Source organism: Salinibaculum salinum, from assembly GCF_037645885.1.
Taxonomy (GTDB): domain Archaea; phylum Halobacteriota; class Halobacteria; order Halobacteriales; family Haloarculaceae; genus Salinibaculum; species Salinibaculum salinum.
This window is the reverse complement of sequence record NZ_JBBENW010000002.1, coordinates 56,496-73,660: the sequence shown is the minus strand read 5'-3', so window position 1 is coordinate 73,660 and position 17,165 is coordinate 56,496. Positions and strand designations below refer to the sequence as shown.

General features: G+C 63.9%; 14 protein-coding genes and 1 pseudogene. 9 read left to right on the top strand and 6 right to left on the bottom strand.

Annotated features, from left to right (window positions below):
• Positions 1–7: 7 nt before the first annotated feature.
• Positions 8–814: a DUF3891 family protein gene (locus WDJ60_RS03270; RefSeq protein WP_340098473.1), complete on the bottom strand. Its 807-nt coding sequence runs from the start codon at positions 812–814 to the stop codon at positions 8–10.
• 325 nt (positions 815–1,139) lie between these two features.
• On the opposite strand from WDJ60_RS03270, the gene WDJ60_RS03265 reads away from it, so the two are divergent.
• The 4 genes from WDJ60_RS03265 to larE all read left to right on the top strand — a co-directional run bounded on the left by WDJ60_RS03265 (position 1,140) and on the right by larE (position 4,548).
• Positions 1,140–2,255 carry an NADH:flavin oxidoreductase gene (locus tag WDJ60_RS03265; RefSeq protein WP_340098471.1) on the top strand — a complete coding sequence of 372 codons (1,116 nt, stop codon included), beginning with the start codon at positions 1,140–1,142 and terminating at the stop codon, positions 2,253–2,255.
• Between the two features lie 135 nt (positions 2,256–2,390).
• Positions 2,391–2,783, top strand: a complete 393-nt coding sequence (locus WDJ60_RS03260) for a response regulator (protein WP_340098469.1) — start codon at positions 2,391–2,393, stop codon at positions 2,781–2,783.
• Between the two features lie 221 nt (positions 2,784–3,004).
• Positions 3,005–3,607 (top strand): IMP cyclohydrolase, encoded by a 603-nt coding sequence (locus WDJ60_RS03255; RefSeq protein ID WP_340098467.1) that lies wholly within the window; start codon positions 3,005–3,007, stop codon positions 3,605–3,607.
• A gap of 71 nt (positions 3,608–3,678) precedes the next feature.
• The gene (gene larE / locus WDJ60_RS03250; RefSeq protein ID WP_340098465.1) at positions 3,679–4,548 is read left to right on the top strand and encodes an ATP-dependent sacrificial sulfur transferase LarE; all 870 of its coding nucleotides are present in this window, start codon (positions 3,679–3,681) and stop codon (positions 4,546–4,548) included.
• Here the strand turns inward: larE and WDJ60_RS03245 are convergent.
• The gene (locus WDJ60_RS03245; RefSeq protein WP_340098463.1) at positions 4,545–5,165 is read right to left on the bottom strand and encodes a histidine phosphatase family protein; all 621 of its coding nucleotides are present in this window, start codon (positions 5,163–5,165) and stop codon (positions 4,545–4,547) included. The two genes, larE and WDJ60_RS03245, sit on opposite strands and share 4 nt — an antisense overlap.
• A 105-nt stretch (positions 5,166–5,270) precedes the next feature.
• On the opposite strand from WDJ60_RS03245, the gene WDJ60_RS03240 reads away from it, so the two are divergent.
• Entirely contained in the window at positions 5,271–7,493 is a 2,223-nt protein-coding gene (locus tag WDJ60_RS03240; protein WP_340098461.1) for a sensor histidine kinase, read from the top strand.
• Positions 7,494–7,518: 25 nt separating this feature from the next.
• On the opposite strand, the gene WDJ60_RS03235 is transcribed toward WDJ60_RS03240, so the two are convergent.
• Both WDJ60_RS03235 and tatC read right to left on the bottom strand, forming a co-directional pair.
• The gene (locus tag WDJ60_RS03235; protein WP_340098459.1) at positions 7,519–8,175 is read right to left on the bottom strand and encodes a lactate utilization protein; all 657 of its coding nucleotides are present in this window, start codon (positions 8,173–8,175) and stop codon (positions 7,519–7,521) included.
• A gap of 96 nt (positions 8,176–8,271) precedes the next feature.
• Positions 8,272–9,357, bottom strand: a pseudogene (gene tatC / locus WDJ60_RS03230) (twin-arginine translocase subunit TatC); the annotation flags it as partial.
• A 262-nt stretch (positions 9,358–9,619) separates the two neighbouring features.
• Between tatC and WDJ60_RS03225 the strand changes: the two are divergent.
• The 4 genes from WDJ60_RS03225 to WDJ60_RS03210 all read left to right on the top strand — a co-directional run bounded on the left by WDJ60_RS03225 (position 9,620) and on the right by WDJ60_RS03210 (position 13,825).
• Positions 9,620–11,821, top strand: coding sequence for a twin-arginine translocase subunit TatC (locus WDJ60_RS03225; protein WP_340098454.1), 2,202 nt, complete (start codon positions 9,620–9,622; stop codon positions 11,819–11,821).
• Positions 11,822–11,863: 42 nt separating this feature from the next.
• Positions 11,864–12,901: an NAD(P)/FAD-dependent oxidoreductase gene (locus WDJ60_RS03220; RefSeq protein ID WP_340098452.1), complete on the top strand. Its 1,038-nt coding sequence runs from the start codon at positions 11,864–11,866 to the stop codon at positions 12,899–12,901.
• Between the two features lie 65 nt (positions 12,902–12,966).
• Entirely contained in the window at positions 12,967–13,143 is a 177-nt protein-coding gene (locus WDJ60_RS03215) for a ribbon-helix-helix domain-containing protein (protein WP_340098450.1), read from the top strand.
• Entirely contained in the window at positions 13,133–13,825 is a 693-nt protein-coding gene (locus WDJ60_RS03210) for a queuosine precursor transporter (RefSeq protein ID WP_340098448.1), read from the top strand. Before WDJ60_RS03215 ends, WDJ60_RS03210 begins: the two co-directional genes overlap by 11 nt.
• On the opposite strand, the gene WDJ60_RS03205 is transcribed toward WDJ60_RS03210, so the two are convergent.
• Positions 13,822–14,628 carry a 23S rRNA (uridine(2552)-2'-O)-methyltransferase gene (locus WDJ60_RS03205; RefSeq protein ID WP_340098446.1) on the bottom strand — a complete coding sequence of 269 codons (807 nt, stop codon included), beginning with the start codon at positions 14,626–14,628 and terminating at the stop codon, positions 13,822–13,824. The genes WDJ60_RS03210 and WDJ60_RS03205 overlap by 4 nt on opposite strands.
• Before the next feature lie 115 nt (positions 14,629–14,743).
• Positions 14,744–17,107: a heavy metal translocating P-type ATPase gene (locus tag WDJ60_RS03200; protein ID WP_417750427.1), complete on the bottom strand. Its 2,364-nt coding sequence runs from the start codon at positions 17,105–17,107 to the stop codon at positions 14,744–14,746.
• Positions 17,108–17,165 lie beyond the last annotated feature (58 nt).

Here is a 17,165-nt window from a genome sequence, read left to right as displayed (position 1 = left end):
CCGCTGTTCAGGGTGACTTCACGGTAATCGAACGGAACTCCTCTCTCGTCCGGTAGTACTCCCGACAGAGCGCAGACTCGGTGTCGAACGACTCCTTGTCGACGGTTCGCGTGGGGACCTGCACCGTCAGCGGCGACGTCTCGAACGGGTACGGTACGACTGTGACCGTCGCGTCGTCGACTGCCTCGACGAGCACGTCCGCCGCCGGTGCCGTCGGTATCTCCGTCGTCGCTCCGGCTGTCGCGGTACAGAGCGCAATCGAGCAGATATCCCATGTTTCGAGGAGTCGGTACGCTCGCCACAGTCGGCTCTCGCTGTCGTCGACCGTCCCCGTCTCGTGGAGCGTCGAGAGCGCGTTCTCGTCTGCACTCGATAGTCGACCCGCTGGGAGCTCCGACGCGAGTTGTCGCTGTCTGCGTTCTTCCCGGTCGACGAACTCGTCGTACGCCGGGTGGTCGGACGGCGGGCCGTCAGTGAGTCCGTAGCGCTCGCGGCGCAGCCCCGACCCGTGCATCGACGCGAGCAGTCCCGCGTACGGGTCCAATTGGACGACGCTGTCGATGCCCGATTCGTAGAACTCGACCCAGGTTTCCGGCGGTACGTCGCCGACGCCGGCGGGCGTTCCGTCGTCGGTGAGATGCGGGCAGCGGTCGTGGGCCCACCAGCCGTTGTCGTGGTTGTACACCGCCATCGCGACTTCGGGGTCCGTCGTGTCGGCTTCACGGACCCACATCCTCGCGAGGCGGCCGGCCAGCGCTGCGTGTGCCGGTTGCGTGACGAACCGGTACGCCGTCTCTGTCTCCGCGACGAGCATGCCTCCCGTACGGACAGCGAACCCAAGTAGCTACTCCTGTCCGGGGTGACATCGAGCTACTCTCAAGGTGGCTTCGTCTTCGTCGGTGATTCACCTGTGTTGCGAAAAACGCGGGAGCCGAGCGGTTCCGCACATCCGTTCACCGCCTCGAAGCGACAGGCTCGACCACTTCATCGTCGCGCTGGTAGCCGACGAACCGACGCCGATGGTGACGAGGGTCACCGAGGCGGTTCTCGAAGGGCCGTCACCGCGATGGTCACGGCGCCGGTTCTGGCGGAGACAGAACGAGTGGTCTATTCGGGTGAAACACATACCTGCCACCAAGATGCTGTTCGACTCAACGTCGGTAGGAGAGTTGTCCCTCGACAATCGCGTCGGCCTGGCGCCGATGACTCGGGTAAGCGCGACGGCCGACGGACGTGCGACCGACGAGATGTCGCACTACTACGCGAAATTCGCTGACGGCGGCTTTGCGTTTCTCGTCACGGAGGGAGTCTACACTGACAACGCGTACAGCAAGGGCTACCTGAGACAGCCGGGACTCGTCACTGCCGACCACGTCGACGCGTGGACGACAGTGGTCGATGCCGTGCACGATGCCGGGTCACCGATCTTCGCACAGCTGATGCACTGTGGTGCACAGAACCAGGGGATTCCACCCTCCGAGACACAGGAGACAATCGCACCGTCGCCAGTCCAGCCGGCGGGCGAAAAGTCCGAAGCCTACGGTGGGAGCGGCCCGTATCCCGTGCCGGAGCAAGCCACCAGCGACGACCTCGAAACGGCGCGTGAGGGGTTCGTCTCGGCAGCCAGAAACGCGTCCGAGGCTGGCTTCGACGGCGTCGAGATACACGGCGCGAACGGTTACTTCCTCAACGAGTTCCTCTCGACGCGGATGAACCAGCGCGACGACGAGTACGGCGGCGGGCCGGAAGCACGCGTGCGGTATCCAGCAGAAGTCGTCTCTGCAGTCGCGGACGCCGTCTCCGAGGAGTTCGTCGTCGGGATTCGGGTTTCACAGACGATGGTGACCGACACCGACCACCAGTGGGAGGAAGGGGAAGACGCAGCGTCGGTGTTCTTCGAGGAACTCTCGGCTGCCGGGGCAGATTACGTCCACACGACCGAGCCCGACGCTACCGTGTCCTCCTTCGGTGAGGATGGCCCCACGCTCGCGGAGGCTGCTGTCGAATACGTGACCGACGACACGGTCGTCATCGCGAACGGGGGGCTGGGAACACCCGAGGCTGCACGCAGCGTGCTCGAAGACGGTGCGGACCTCCTGACACTCGCGACGAGCGCGCTCGCGAACCCGGACTGGCCGACACGGGTCGCCCAGGGCGACGAACTGACCGAGTTCGACTACCGGAAGTTCCTGCGACCGAGGGCCACTATCTCCGAGCACGAACTCTCGATCGATACTTCCGCCTCCAACGACTGAATACCAACAGGCCCGTTACCGACGGCGGGGACTTCGTTTGCTAGCAGATACCAGATGCCGCGTACGTCGAACGGGCCGCTACTGGAGCGGCGGTTTTTAGCAGCGTTGATGTCGTCTTCTCGTACAATCTTGACCATGTCCAAGCACACAGTCCTGCTCGCGGACGACAACAGCCATCTCCGAGAAATCTTTGTCCAGCAACTTCGGGAGCACTCCCGCGTCCGTGGTGTCGGCACGGGTGATGCGTTGCTCGAGGCTCTCGATCAGTCGGTCGATGCAGTGGTCTGTGATTGGAAACTCAATGGGACGCAAAAGACGGACCTCCTCAACGCCATCGGCCAGACCGCCGACGAACTCGGTATCGTCGTGATGTCGGGTTCTCTGCCGTCGAGAGACCTTCGTCCGCACGGCGTAGACGAATGTCTCGAAAAGCCGTTCAAGACCGACACGTTGCGTGATGCCATCAACAGTGCTATCGAAGAGGGAGAGGATGCAGCCGCAACTCACGTACAGCCACCTGTCCAGTAACTCGAGGACGATACTTCCTATTCACTATGGCAGGGGAGTTCGGTACGGAGAGCCGTCTAGCAACCTCGGAGCAGTTACGGTGGACTGAATCGATGACCCGCTGTACTGAGCGTTCCTCGGGTCGCTCTCCCAACCGTTCTCCGACGCTCTGAATCCTGTCGGCTCCCCGTGGGGCTTCGCGTATCGATACCTCCATGTACGCAGCCCCGCCAGCATCGAGTATGTACGTCGGACGCTTCGTCGTAATCGGTCCAACAGTCGGTGCCTACCGCGTCTCCTCGCGGTCGTTCCCGAACCGCCGCGCACTCGACCGCGACGGAACTATTACTGTTGGCCCGACCGAGGACGCACCGGAGACTGACAACCCCTACATTTCGTACAACTGCGTGCAGGTGACCGACAACGGCGTCGTGCTGGGCAACGGCTCGCACGTCGACCCCATCGCGGAGAAACTCGAACTGGGCTATCCCGCTCGTGACGCGCTCGCGGAGCCACTGCTCGCGCTGGACTTCGAGAAGGACGACTACGACACACCGCGCATCGCCGGCATCGTCGGGCTGGACGACGACGCGACGACCACCGGCGGGGACCCGAGTGCCGTCATCGGGACGGTCCGCCGGGACGCATTGCTCGTCGAGGAAGTGACCGAACCGACGCTGGTCGCGACCTACGAACGAGACAGCCCGGAACTGTTCTCGCTTGCGGCCGACGACGCCGCCGGCGCGGCCCGCGAGGTGTACGACCACGAGTTCGAACACGCCGTCTGTGCGGCCGGCGTCGCCGTCACCGACGACGGCGTCGAGACCGCTATCGTCAACGAATAGCGCTCCCGGAGTACCGACTCACCTCCGGTGCCGACAGCAGGCCTTTTCCTCGCGCGCCCGGTACGACCAGTATGGTAGAGGAAAAGCTGGCCGGGGCCCGCGCCGACCTGGCCGAGCGCGACGGTGTCCTCGTCGCCTTCTCGGGTGGTGTCGATTCCAGCGTCGTCGCCGCGCTCGCGTACGACGCACTCGGTGACGACGCAGTCGCATGCACGGCAAAGAGCGAGACGCTTCCCGCCGAGGAACTCGACGACGCCCGGCGCGTCGCCGAGGAAATCGGCATCCGCCACGAAATCGTGGAGTTCTCCGAACTCGACAGCGATGCCTTCGTGCAAAACGACGGTCAGCGCTGTTATCACTGTCGCTCGATGCGTCTCTCGGCGATGTTCGACCACGCCGAGGAACTCGGAATTCCAGTCGTCTGTGACGGGACCAACGCCTCGGACGTGGGCGAGGGTCACCGGCCCGGCCTGCGGGCCGTCGACGAACTCGACGCGTACTCCCCGCTGCTGGAACACGACATCAGCAAGGAAGAAGTCCGAGAGATTGCCCGCGAGTACGACATCTCCGTCGCCGAGAAGCCGTCGATGGCGTGTCTCTCCTCGCGGATTCCGACCGGTCTCGAAGTGACCGAGGACAGACTCTCCCGTATCGAGAAGGCCGAGCGACTCCTGCGGACGTGGGGATTCGAGCAGTTCCGCGTGCGCGACCACGACGGCCTCGCGCGAATCGAGGTCTCCGAGGCGGAGATGGACGTGGCGCTCGACCCGGATTTCGTGCGGGCGGCACGCGACCATATCGCCGACCTGGGATTCGACCACGTCACGCTCGACCTGCACGGCTATCAGACCGGGAGCGTCAGCCCCGATGGAAGCAGGGACGAGTCCGACCTCGCTGACGTTGCGCCGGACCCCCTCGATGCCGAGTATCCGTCCGACTAGACTGTCTCGTTGTGCCGAATTATCTCGACTGCCTCGCTGACGTGGAGTTCGTTTATTGCACAGTTGTGCTGTGAGTGGTCGGTGATGGCTCCGAAGATGTCGTCTCCACGGATGTCGCCCAGCAGGAGAGTGATCGGGCCGCCGTGGGTCACGACGAGGACTGTTTCACCGTCGGCATCTGCGAGCAACTGCTCCCAGCCTGCCAGCACGCGTTCGCGAACGTCGAGGAGACTCTCGCCGTTCTCGGGCGTCGCCCTGACTGCCGAGACGCCGGTCGTCGGGGCGAACTCGGGATGCCCCTCGAATATTTCTGTCTTCGTAAGTCCCTGGTAGACGCCGAAACACCGTTCGCGCCACGCACGGTCGAAATTCGGTTCCGGCTGTACTCCCTCGTCCCGGAGCAGCGCCGTCGTCTCGCGCGTTCGACGCAGGTCCGAGGCGACCAGGCGGTCGAACTCGTAGCTCTCGCGCAGGTGGGCGCCGAGTGTGCGTGCCTGCTCGCGCCCGCGGTTGGTGAGCGACGAGGGTGCCCATCCCTGGATGCGACTGTCCCGGTTCCAGTCGGTCTCGCCGTGGCGAACGAGGACGAGACGCGTCGTGTCGTGTCCGTCTGGCACACTGTTCCGTTCTGTATCGACCGTTAACTGCGTTCCGTCACCGAGTATCGATTCTGAGACTCTTCCAGAATAATTATAGTTTCACCCGTTGTATCCCGCTGCGTGTTGTCACCCACCGTTCTCGCGTACGTCGGTGACCCTGAACACTCGCTGGCGGTATCCAGGGTGTTACAGGGCCGTGCCGAGACGGACCTGCATCTCTTGACGGTCCCGCCCGACGCGGTGGAGACGACCGTCGCCGACGACCGCCTCGATGGTGTCATTTGCGGCGGGTCGCTGGACAGCGAAGAGTTGCAGGCTGTCCTCGATGCGGTCGACGCGGTGGGCGCTGACGTTCCCGTGTTCGACCTCACGAACGCGGTGGCTGCTGTCCCGTCCGCGGTCGATGTCCATCACCTCTATCCGACATCCGATGCGACCCGTGCCGCTGAGGAAATCCTCGCAACTGCCGAGCCGACAGCAGCGGCGACCGACGAGACTCCCGGCCGGGAGCGGGACGAGGACCCAGCCGAAAGCACCGCGTCTGGGGGGGCCGACGGTGGTCTGTCCGGGCGGACCGAACGCGGACTGGAGCCGACGATAACCACCGACAGGGAGTGGTGTGTCGTCGACTGGGACCCGCGCCTCGACGACCGACTGGCCGTCGATGAGTCCGAGGCGGTCGGCAGGTCGCTTGACGAGGTGTTTCCGGCCCTCGCGGGCCAGACGATTCGTACCCTCGGCGAGGGGGTCCTCGAATCGGGCGAACCGGAGACGGCCGAATTTACTGCTGGTGACGGGGAGTGGCTGGAAGTCCGGGCAGTCCCGGTCGATGCGGGACTGGTCTGGTTCGTCCGCGACGTGACCGAACGCAAACGGTACGAGCAGGAACTGGAGGAGGCACGCGAACGACTCGAGAACACGCTCGAACGAATCGATGACGCCTTCTTCGTGCTCGATTCCGACGAGAAGTTCGTGCTGCTGAACAGTCGTGCGGAGTTCGTTCTCGACCTCGACGGCGAGGAAGTCGTCGGCGAGTGCTTCTGGGACGTGTTCCCCGCGGCCGTCTCGACGACGTTCTACCACGAGTTCACCGAGGCAATCGAGACCCAGGAACCGACCAGTTTCGAGGAATATTACCGCCCACTGGATAGCTGGTTCGAGGTCAACGCCTACCCCTCCGAGGACGGTCTCTCGGTGTTTCTGCGGGACGTGACCGAGCAGGTCCAACTCCAGCGGAAACTGGAGTCGCTCCACGACACGACCCAGCAACTCATCGTCGCCGAGTCCGACCAGGAAATCGCCCGCGAGGCGGTTCAGGCCGCAGTCGGTGTGCTGGATTTCCCGCTGACGATCTGCTGGCGCTTCGACGAGACGCGTCACCAACTCCAGCCGCTGTCCTGGTCGGAAGCCGTCGCCGACCGGGTCGACGACGTGCAAGCTATCGATCCCGACAGCGGGATGGCCTGGGACGCCTACGACGAATCCACACTCCGAGTCATCGACTCGGTGACCATCGTCACACCGAACTCTCATCACCCCGGCGACGTGGGCTCTGCCCTGCTGGTGCCGCTGGGTGAGTACGGTTTGCTCGGAACCTACGCTATCGAGGAGGAGGCCTTCGACGAGACGGACATCGAACTACTCCGGATTCTTGCAACGTCCGTCGAGTCCGCGATGGCTCGATCGCTGCGCGAGCGCCAGCTTGCCCGACGCAACGAGCGGCTCGACGACTTCGCGTCGACGGTCTCGCACGACCTGCGGAACCCGCTGCACATCGCGTCGGCACGCACTGAACTCGCCCGTGACACCGGTGACACCGAGCACTTGGCAAAGGTCAGTGAGGCACTCGAACGAATGGAGACGCTCATCGAGGACTTGCTCGACCGCGCCCGCGGCGAACAGGACCTCGACCGCGAGCTCGTCTCGCTGGCCGCGGCCGCCGAGGACGCCTGGGCTGGCGTCGACACCGCGGGGCTGACCCTCGACGTGCAGCGTGACGCCACGTTCAGTGCCGACCCGACGCGGTTGAAACAGCTCTTCGAGAACCTCTATCGGAACGCCGCCGAGCACGCTGGCCAGGACGTGACAGTGACCGTCGGCGTCCACGAGGACGGTTTCTACGTCGGCGACGACGGCCGGGGGATTCCAGAGGGAGACCGCGACGACGTGTTCGAGCAGGGTGTCACCGACAACGAAGCGGGGACTGGGTACGGACTGGCAATCGTCTCGGAAATCGTCGAGGGCCACGGCTGGTCTATCGCGGCCACCGAGAGCGACGCCGGCGGTGCCTGTTTCGAGGTCCACCACATTCGGTCGCTGGAGACCGCCGAAAGTGAAGCGGCCTGAGAAAAACGGCGTGCGTCGACGGTTGTCAGTAGCCCAACTGCTCGCGAACGAGGACGACTGTCGTGCGCCCCTCTTCGAGTTCCTGTCGGAAGATGAGCTGTTTGGCAATCGCCGAATCGACCCCGTAGGCCTCCTGTGCGCGCTCGTTTTCGAGGGGATACGCGACGGATTCGAGTCGGTCGAGGGCGTCGTCGAGCGTCGGGACGATTTTGTTCACGCCGCTGACGACGACCACGTTGCCCGCGGCGAAGGGGTAGGCGCCGATGCGACTGCCCGAGCGGTCGGCGGCGACGAGTTCGCCGGTCGCTGCGATGGCGTTGATACCGCCCAGGAAGTAGTTGGCCGTCTGTGACTCGCGGCGGGCAGCCTGGCGTTTCTCGTCGTCGTCGATGCTCCAGATTTCGTCGGGGAGACTCTCCCACTCGTGGTCGCCGTCACTCAGGTACTCGACGAAGCCGATCTCTTCGAGGGTCGTCGAGTGGCCGTTCATCACCGACGCGCCGGCCGGGACGTGGGACTTGATGGTGTCGAGCGCTTCGTCGGCGGAATCGACGACAACAACGTCGAAGCCGTTGGCTTCGAGGTTTGCGACGGCCTCTTCGATAGTTTCGTCGTCGGGACGGCTGTCCAGTGTCTCGTCGATATCGGCCCGGTCTACGTAATCAGATTTTTGCTGTGACATGGTGGTCGGGGATACTCTCTTGCGACTGTCGGTAGTCTCGGCTTGACAATAAACGCTCGCGGACACCGGTGTCAGGCGGTTACGCTGATGTTACCGCCCGGTCCACCGCAGCAGCAACAGCGTCCCCTCGAACAGGACGACCATCGTCAGTGCGACGATGAAGGGAGCCATCCCGGTCGGGTCGGGACTGAAGAGGAAGGCGATGCCGGCGAAACCGAACCAGAAGTACAGCCGACGATCCTCCAGCCAGCGGCGACTGGTCACGCCCATCATGATAGCGAGCATGATAAAGAGCGGAATCTGGAAGATGGCCGCGAACATCCCGAGCATGAGAAGGATGAGCCCGAACGTCTCCGAGAGGCCGAAGGCCACGTCAGCGACGGGCTGTGAGTACCCCAGGAAGTACGTGAAGATGAGCGGGAGCACGAGCGCGTAGGCAAAGAGGACGCCAATGGCAGCGAGGATGAGACTGGTCGGCACCGACGCCAGGTAGTAGCGCCGCTCGTTGGGGTAGAGTCCGGGGCGCATGAACAGATACGTCTCGTAGACGAAGACGGGCAGGGCGATGATGAACCCCGACAGCGAGGCGACTTTCAGGCGTGCGAGTACGAGCGAGAGCGGGTGATACAGGCGCGGGCAGGCCGAATCGGAACTGGCAGCCCCACCTGTTCCCGAGCGGCCGATCGCGTCTGCCGCTGTCGCAGCCTGCTCGACGCACTCAGTGGGCTGGCCGGGCAAAAAGGAGTACCACAGGAAGTTGATAAGGCGGTCGGCGAAGGGGAAGACAACGGCACTGACCAGTGCCATGACGACGATGACGACCAGCAGCCGGCGAATCATCTCCTCAATGTGCTGGGTCAGCGGCATCTCCTGGTCGTCGGGTGCGCCAGTCTGGGCGACCGGTTCGGGCTCGTCCGGCTCTGGCGCGGCCGCCCCGCCGCTTATCGTCACGTCCTGGTGGTCTTCTTCGTTCGAATCCTCGTCATCGTCGATGGTCTCGTCGTCACCCGTCTCGTCGTCACCCGTCGTGTCATCGTCCGTGGTCTCGTCGGTCGATTCCTCCGAATCTGCTCCATCGTCGTCTCCGTCGTCGGTGAGAAAACTCTCACCGGGGTGGCTCTCGGATTCGTCTTCGGCGTCGGTCTGGTCTGCCGAGTCGTCGGTCTCCGTTTCCGAATCCAGTTCCGAGTCTATCTCTGCCTCCACCTCCGGCTCCGTTTCCGGTTCTGTCGCCGACGCCGATTCGTCGGCGTCGGGCTCGTCTGCTTCGTCGGGACCACTCTGGTCGTGACGCTCCTCGTCGTCACGTTCGTCGTCGGGGTCCCCCTCGCTCATTGGCCGGCGGTTAGCTGGCGGCTCTTGTAAGCCTTCTCTCTTTGCCGGCGGTTCGTGGGAGGACTGAACGAATAGATTGATAATCGCCAGTCAGCAAGGTCCGCCAGAGATGGCTAGCGCGCTCGACGAGGATGCAGCACGGACTGTCGCCAGCGGGCGTGAAACCGTCGGTGCCATGCTTTCCTCGGCCCAGAGTGACCTCAAAAAGGTCTTTCTGGTCTTCCTCGTCGGGATGCTCGCTGCCTTTTTTGCACTCCGCTATTACGTCTGGGACGCGCTCAAACAGGACATCCTCTACTCGCAGATGACGCCTGCGGTCCGCGAATCGACCCAGGTCGTCGCCGTCACTCCATTCGACGTCATCCTCCTGCAGGTGAAAGTCGGCATGATAACTGGCGTCCTGTTTGCGATTCCGGCGCTCGTGTGGGTCAGCCGGAGCGCGCTCAAAGACCGCGGCATCTGGCCGTCGGACGCGATTCCGCGCTGGAAACTGGCGCTCGTCGGCATCTTTACTGTCCTCTTGTTCGTCGGCGGTGTCAGCTACGCTTACGAGCTGTTCTTCCCAATCATGTTCGACTTCCTGGCGTCGAACGCCGTCAACGCCGGCTTCTCGCCGACGTACTCCATCGTCATGTGGACTGAGTTCGTCTTCTTCCTCACACTCTCCTTCGGACTGGCCGCCCAACTCCCGCTCGCGATGAGCGGCCTTTCCCTGACTGGTGTCATCCCCTACCAGACGTTCCGCGAGAAGTGGCGCTATGCGGTGCTGGGAATCTTTGGATTCGGTGCGGTGTTCTCGCCGCCGGACCCCTTCACGCAGATTATGTGGGCGATACCGCTCGTCGCGCTGTACGTCTTCAGCCTCGGCGTGACCAGACTCGCCGTCCTCTCGAAACGGGCGGGTGCCGAGGTGCCGATTCGGCTGGTCGTCCGCAAGCGCTGGAACATTCTCGCGGGCGTGGCACTGCTCGCGGGAGCCGCCGTCTACGGCTTCCTCGCCCGTGGCGGTCTGACGGCGTTCAACGACGGATTGGCTGCCGTCGGCTCCAGTTACAGGATTCCGACGGCTGGCGAACTCGGCCAGTTCGGACTCGGTCCGACACAGACCGCCGCCCTCTATGCCGGTATCGTCGCACTGGTCGCCACTCTCGCTGCACTCTTCTATCTGCGCATCCGCGAACTGGAGGCCGTCGCGACCGGACAGATTCCAGCTCCCGGGACGGCGCCGACCACGACTGACCAGAGCGAGGTCACCGCGCCAAAACGCTCGGCGAGTGCGGGACAGCCGGCCGAAATAGATATCGGTGCGCTGAGCGCCAACGCGGTCCACGCGGCCCCACGCGAGGCTTTCGAAGCGCTCTCCGAGGAGGAAGCACTCGACCTCGCACGGGGCGCGATCGCCGAGGAAGACGGCGACAAAGCCGAAGCCATCCTCGACCGATTCGAGGAAGTCAACGAACCAGACGAAGACGAGGAGGAAGAAGAAGACGACGCTAACCCTGTTACCTCGACGGCGGCTGGCATGGCTAACGCCTTCACTGACGACGAGACGACCGAAGACGATATCGGCGGCTACTACTACGACATCGCCTTCATCCTCGACTCGCTGACCTCGAAGGTCATCTGGATCGTCGGTACGTTCATGGCCGTCCTCGCTGCAACCTTCCTCTTTCTCTATCAGGGCGGTATCGGGACCATCCGGGACACGTTCTTGCGGAGCATGCCCGAAGCGCTCGCCGACCAGGTCAACATCGTCACGCTCCACCCGGTCGAGGCGCTCATCTTCGAAATCAAGTTCTCGACGCTGCTGGCTGCGCTCTCGGTGTTGCCCATCGTCCTGTACTTTGCGTGGCCGGCCATACAGGAACGTGGTTTCTCGACCGGCGGGAACCGCAACATCCTGCTGGTGTGGGGTGGCTCGCTGTTCGTCGCACTCATCGTCGGGACGTTGCTCGGTTTCTTCTACATCGCGCCGGGTATGATCGGCTGGCTGGCCGGCGACGCGCTGACATCGAACATGGTCATCGCCTACCGAATCAACAACTTCGGCTGGCTGGTCATCTTCACCACCGTCGGCATCGGCGTCCTCGCGATGATCCCGGTGACGATGTGGCTGTTCGTCCGCGGGAACATCGTCAGCTACCGGACGCTCCGGACCCGCTGGCGGGTGTTCGTCATCGGCGTCTTCGCCATCGCCGGCTTTGCCACCCCGAAGGGCGTGTTCACGATGTTTATCGTCGCGATTCCGGCCGCAATCGCCTACGGTATCGGACTGGCGCCGCTGGCTGTCCTCGACCGTCTCCGCAACTGATTGCCGTCTCGCTTTTTCCGTCTGGCACCCGAAGTGTGCCTGATGACAGACATCGGATTCGTCGGTGCAGGTGCAGCGACCGCCGCGGCCTCGTTCGTTCTCGACGAGGTGCTGCCCGGCGCGGACATCACGGTACTGGAGAAGTCTCGCGGCGTCTGCGGGCGTGCGGCCACGCGACGCCGAGACGGCGTCCGCTACGACTACGGCGCGAACTACGTGAAATCTGACGACGAGCGCGTCGTGGACCTGCTGACCGAGCAACTCGACAGCGAGGGACTGGTCAACGTGACAGAGCCCATCTACACCTTCGATTCGAGTGGCACGGTCTCGGAGGGACGTGACGCAGACGAGCACAAGTGGAGCTACGAGCGAGGGCTGACCCAGATTGCCAAACGACTCTTCGCCCGGAGCGACGCGACCGTCGAACGCGAGACGCGCGTCGAGACGCTCACCAGAGCAGACGACGCCTGGACCGTGACCGACACCGACGGCCAGCAGTGGGGCCCGTTCGATATTCTCGTGCTCAACCCGCCAGCCCCACAGACCGCAGCGCTACTCGCCGATGCCGAGTGGGACGACCCGCTCCGAACGGACCTCATTGACGCCGTCGGCGGTGTCGACTACCGAACTATCTACACCGCTGTGCTTCACTATCCGTTCGAACTCGACGTGCCCTACTACGCGCTGGTCAACACCGACAAGGAACACGACGTGGGCTGGATATCCCGCGAGGAATGCAAAGGCGGCCACGTCCCCGACGGTGAGTCGCTCCTGATTGTCCAGGCCAACCACGAGTGGTCAGTCGCTCACTACGACGACTCGCCCGCGGACAACGTCAGCGCACTCGCCGAGATGACTGCAGGAATCGTCGACGATGCTCGACTCACAGCGCCCGACTGGACCGACCACCAGGGCTGGCGCTACGCACAGCCGGAGACCGGCGCACCGACCGGCCCCCTCCAGTCTGCCGAAAGCGAGGACCTCTACTTCCTGGGTGACTGGGTGGCTGGTGAGGCACGTCTGCACGCTGCGCTCCGGAACGGACTGGACACCGGCGAGCGAATCGCACACGCCCACTGAAGTCGAGGGTGCGGGTAACGCGTGAACCGAGTTATTAAAGAGTATTCTCGCAGTGTGATTCAGGTATGCCCAAGATCAGCGTGGAAGTACCAGAAGAACTGCTGACTGACCTGGACGGCCACGTCGGTGAGGACGGCAAGTTCGTCAACCGAAGCGAGGCTATCCGGGCGTCCATCCGGAAGACGCTCGACATGCTCGACGACATCGACGCCCGACAGGGCCGACTCGACGATGAGCAGTAACGATCCACTCGGGGGACTCCAGATTGCACTGGTCGCCCTCTTCGTCACTGCTCTCGTCACGGCGCAGGTGACCGCCTCGAAGGTCCTGGCATTCGGCCTCCCGTTCTCGTTGCCGCTGACTGGCGATGCCATCATCCTGCCTGGCGCAGCCGTCGCGTACGCACTGACTTTCTTCGCGACGGACTGTTACGCCGAACTGTACGGTCGCCGTCCGGCACAGGTACTTGTCAACGTCGGCTTCGCCGCCAACTTCGTCTTTCTCGGGCTGGCGTGGCTCGCCATCGGCCTGCCAATCGCCGCCAACTCCCCGGTGCCACAGGATCAGTTCAGTAGCGTCATCGGTGCGAGTACCGGCATCGTTGCCGGCAGTCTCGTCGCCTATCTGGTCAGCCAGAACTGGGACGTCATCGTCTTTCACCGCATCCGCGAGTACACCGACGGTGACGCCCTCTGGCTCCGAAACATCGGGTCGACGGCGTCGAGCCAGCTCATCGACACTGTCATCTTCATCACGATTGCCTTCGTCATCTTCCAGGGGATGCCCCTGAACGTCGCTCTCGGGCTGATGGTCGGACAGTACATCTTCAAACTGGCTATCGCACTGCTCGATACGCCCTTTGTCTACGCCATCGTCAGAGTCGCGCGCGGGAAGCAAAAGCCCCGGGCCGTCACCGCCGACTAGTTCTTCTCGACCGGTTTCGCGAACCCGTACCGCGGTTTCACGTCCGTCACTTCGACAGTGAGCTCGTCGCCCGTCTCGCCTTGCCTGACGAAGAGCGTGAAGTCCTCGACTTTGGCGACGCCGTCGCCTTCCTCACCCACGTCGACGATCTCCACGTCGACGGTGTCGCCGACGCGGACGGGCGCGGTCAGGAAGTGCTTCGCGACGAGATAGAGCTCCGAGGAGGAGTCCCGAGAGGCGTCCGGGCGGACCTGCCGGACGTACTCGAACTCTTCTTCGATATCTGCCTGCAGGTCGTCGAGGTCGCGGCCGTCGAAGACCTTCACCGCGAGGTCGCCGCCCGTATCGAGGAGGTCTGTCGCTACCTCGAAGGCCTGGCGGGCGAGGTGGACCGAGCGGGCGTGGTCGAGGTCGTAGTCACCGCTCATGTTGGGTGCCATATCGGAGATGACGGCATTTACTGGTCGTTCTTCAATGTCTTGGCCGGTGGTTTCGGCGACCGTCTCCCGAATGTCGTCTTTCGTCGACTCCTCGGTGATGTCGCCACGAACGAAGGCGACGGTTGCCTCGGGGTCCTCGAGCTCTTGGATGCGCTGGCGGTCGACGCCGACGACGGTCCCGTCTTCGCCGACGCGCTCGGCCGCAACCTGAAGCCAGCCACCGGGAGCCGCTCCGAGGTCGACGACGGTTCGCCCCTCGCCGAGTATTCCGGTTGTCTCATCCAGTTGCTTGAGTTTGTAGGCCGAGCGGGCGCGATACCCCTCCTGTTTGGCCTTGTTGTAGTACTTATCTTTCCCAGACATGATTCACTCGCAAAACGCCGTGATACGTTTCCGACCGGCAGCCGCGGTCGGAGGGCGGTTGATGCATGCGTGTTCGGAGGGGGTCGACGCTGATAGGCGTGACGCACCAGCCTGATTACGCCGGGCGCTCGGGCTCGATACGCGACAGCCGCATCGCGTTGCCGGTCACGCCGAGACTCATCCCCATGTCGCCGACGACGACTGCGACTGCGACACTGACCAGCCCGACCGGGACGCCGACCGCCAGCAGGGCCTTCACCCCGAGGCTCGCCCAGATGTTCTGTCGGATGACGCCGTTGGCCGTGTGCGACAGCGCGTACAGGTACGGGAGCTTCCCGATATCGTCGCCCATCAGCGCGATGTCGGCTGTTTCGAGGGCGGTGTCCGTTCCGGCTGCGCCCATCGCGACGCCGACCTCGGCGGTCGCGAGCGCGGGCGCGTCGTTGATACCGTCGCCGACCATCGCCACGTCGCCGTACTTTCGCTGGAGTTCCTCGACGGCTGCGACCTTCTCGTCTGGCAGGAGTTCGGCGCGGTACTCGTCGACTCCGACTTCCGTGGCGATGGCTCGCGCAGTCCCCTCGTTGTCGCCAGTCAACATCACGACGTGCTCGACGCCCAGTTCCTGCAGTCGCCCGACGGCCCACTTGGAGGCAGGTCGCACTTCGTCGGCGATGGCGATGGCACCGAGAATCTCCCGTTCCGTCCCCACGAGGACGACCGTCTTGCCCTCTCGTTCCAGCGCGGCGAGCGTGTCACCCGTGAACGCTCTGTCTTTGCGTTCGGTCGCGTCTTCGGGGACAGCAGTGCCGCCGTCGGTCATCCCATCTGTGCGAGAGAACTCAAAGCCAAGTTCCTCGAACAGCGTGGGTTTGCCAGCGTAGTAGGTCTCGCCGTTGATATCGCCGCGGATGCCTTTGCCGGTCAGACTCTCGAACTCGGACGGCTCCGGCAGCTCAGTCGTGCCAGTCGCCTCAGTGCGTGCGAGAACTGCCTTGGCGATTGGGTGCTCGCTGCGCCGTTCCAGCCCCGCGGCGTATCGGAGCACCGTCGTTTCGTCAGTGTCGCCCGCGGGGACGACGTCGGTGACTGCGAGCTCGCCTTTCGTGAGCGTCCCGGTCTTGTCGAGTGCGATGGCGTCGACGTCGCCCATCGCTTCGAGGTGGTTGCCGCCCTTGACGAGGACACCGTTTTTCGCGGCGCTGGTGATGCCCGAAACCACCGAGACAGGCGTCGAGATGACGAACGCGCAGGGGCAGGCGATTACCAGCAACGTGAGGCCGCGGATGAACCACGTCTGCCAGTCGGCGGCGAAGGTGAGCGCGTACCCGGCGACGTCGACGGAAACGGGGTCGGCGATGAAAAGCGGCGGAATCGCCGCAGTCAGGAGTGCTAACACGACCACGACCGGCGTGTAGTACCCCGCAAACCGGTCGACGAACTGCTCCTTCTCGGTCTTTTTTTCCTGTGCACCCTGGACCATCTCGATGATGCGCGACAGTGTCGAGTCGCCCGCTGGCGAGGTAACTTCCACTTCGAGATACCCCTCCTCGTTGATTGCGCCGGCGTACACGTCGTCCCCCGCTGACTTGTCGGCTGGGACGCTCTCGCCAGTGATTGGCGACTCGTCGACGGCACTCGTTCCGTCGAGGACTCTGCCGTCGAGCGGAATCTTGTCGCCGGGGCGGACGACGACAGTCTCGCCGACTGCCACGTCGTCGGTCGGGACGGTCACTTCACGACCGTCGCGGCGGACGGTGGCCTCGTCGGGTGACAGCTCCATCAACTCGCGCAGCGAGTCGCGGGCTCTGTCCATCGCGTAGTCCTCCAGCAGTTCGGCGATGCTAAACAGGACGGCAAGCGTGGCGGCTTCGACGAAGTAGCCGATACCGGTGGCGGCGATGATTGCTGTTCCCATCAGCAGGTCGATATCGAGACTCCGATTCTTCGCCGAGTAGTAGCCACTCCGGACGACCGGATAGCCGCTGGCGGCGACCGCGCCGAGAAAGAGCACGTCGGCGAGGTGGAGCGGGTAGTCGAGAACGCTCGCAACCGCGACGTTCTGGCCCGTGAGAACGAACTCGACGAGGAGACCGAGCGTGACGAACACCGCCCCGACCCACGTCTTGAGCGCCCGCGGACTCGTCCACACGTCTGACGGTGGTGCGATGTCGACGCCGGCGGCGTGCTCGTCGCGCTCTGAGTCAGAGTCGTCAGCTCCGACGACCTCGTAGCCGGCGCTCTCTATCGCGTCGACCACGCTGGCCTCGCTCATGCGGTCGGCGTCGTACGTGACAGTTGCCGTGCCGGTCGTCGGCTGGAGCGTCGTGTCGACGACGCCGTCGACGCGTTCGAGACTCTTGTCGACTTTGCCCGCACAGGACGGACAGTCCATCTCGGGGACGACGAGACGGACAGTCACCTCCTGGCGCGTGCTTTCCTCGCCCGCTGGTCCCGGCGGCTCGGTCTCGTCGGTCATCACTTCGAAGTACGGCCGACACCTCGATAAGCGTTAGTTGGAATATTCCAATCTCGTC